Origin of the sequence: Bacillus sp. JJ1127, from assembly GCF_036965845.1 — a bacterium.
Taxonomy (GTDB): domain Bacteria; phylum Bacillota; class Bacilli; order Bacillales; family Bacillaceae_G; genus Bacillus_A.
Map to the genome: position 1 here is coordinate 1 of NZ_JBALQK010000448.1, position 1272 is coordinate 1272.

1 protein-coding gene and 1 pseudogene are annotated in these 1272 nt (G+C 30.7%); one reads left to right on the plus strand and one right to left on the minus strand.

Annotation, left to right across the window (positions count from 1 at the left end):
• The first annotated feature begins 331 nt into the window (after positions 1–331).
• Positions 332–880 carry a GNAT family N-acetyltransferase gene (locus tag V7183_RS25760; RefSeq protein WP_097898316.1) on the plus strand — a complete coding sequence of 183 codons (549 nt, stop codon included), beginning with the start codon at positions 332–334 and terminating at the stop codon, positions 878–880.
• Positions 881–1062: 182 nt separating this feature from the next.
• Here V7183_RS25760 and V7183_RS25765 read toward each other — a convergent pair.
• Positions 1063–1272 (minus strand): annotated as a pseudogene (locus V7183_RS25765) (short-chain dehydrogenase); the annotation flags it as partial.

The following is a 1272-nucleotide window of genomic DNA, read 5'->3' on the forward strand; positions in this document are numbered from 1 at the left end:
AACATTGATTTAAAGGGATGAAGTGCGTTGAATTTTAAAATTTCATGCCTCTAAATAATTGATAGATACTATTAATGAGATTTTAGTTATTGAGAAGTATGGTTTTGTGAGATGTTTTTAATGAAACTTCATTTCCAAGCTATAATAACTGTTTCAGAATAATAAGGTTGTTTGAAAAATAAAATAGTTATTTTTCAAACGCGGTATAAAATACAAATTTTATGCCGTGTTTTATTTATTTTTATATTATAAAAAAATAAGAATATTTCGATATTTGTACGGTTAAGAAAAGGGAAGGATTTAAATATTATAGATAAAAGGAGACGATTGTATGCGATATGAACACGAAAAATTAATGATTACAACAAAAAGGCTTATTCTTAGATTATTTCATAGATCCGATGCAGAAGCGGTTGCGACGCTTTGCAATAATTATAATATTTATAAAAGTACATTGTACTTGCCTTATCCGTATAGTTTAGATGATGCATTATCGTGGATGAAAAACCATTACGATAATTTTATAGCGGATAAATCATATGAATTTGCGGTAACAGACAAGGAAACGGGTGACGTATTTGGAGCCATCGCATTATCGAACAATCAACGCTTTAACCATGGTGAAATAGCATATTGGATCGGCGAACCATATTGGGGAAATGGTTATGCGACAGAGGCAGCACAGGCGATTTTACAATTTGCTGTTGAAGAAAAGAAACTACATAAAGTGTTTGCACGATATTTTTCGTCTAACATAGCCTCAGGAAAAGTTCTAGAGAAAATAGGTATGAAAAAAGAAGGTATTTTAAAGGCACATGTCATCAAAGACAGTAAGTATGAGGATTTAGTATATTACGGAATTATTAATGAAAATGATTAATAATTAATATGCGAAATGAAAAAAGAGGGCTATAATTGACGATTCGCCTTCCGAAATTAAACAACTTTAATAACCTTCTATCAGTCAATGTGATAGAAGGTTACTGCATTTCTAGAAACAAAATTAAACAACTGTATTATCTCTACACAATAACAGCTCTATTTGATTAAGAAGATATAACTCTACATCTTCTTAAAACTTCTAAGAACAAGAAACTCCCATAATCTCCACGGAAGAATCTTTTTCGCAACAATCATCCATTTTACGCCTTTTCCAATTGGGTATCGAAGTGTTGTATTTTTTGCTTCAGCAATCGCTACAATCTTTTTTGCAACATCAATTGGATCACCAAATGTATCGCTGCCATTATTAATATGATTCTGTATTTTATT

What these genes read in the sequence shown, in the direction of transcription:
- V7183_RS25760 (WP_097898316.1), top strand. Translation starts at nt 332, where the DNA reads ATGCGATATGAACACGAAAAATTAATGATTACAACAAAAAGGCTTATT.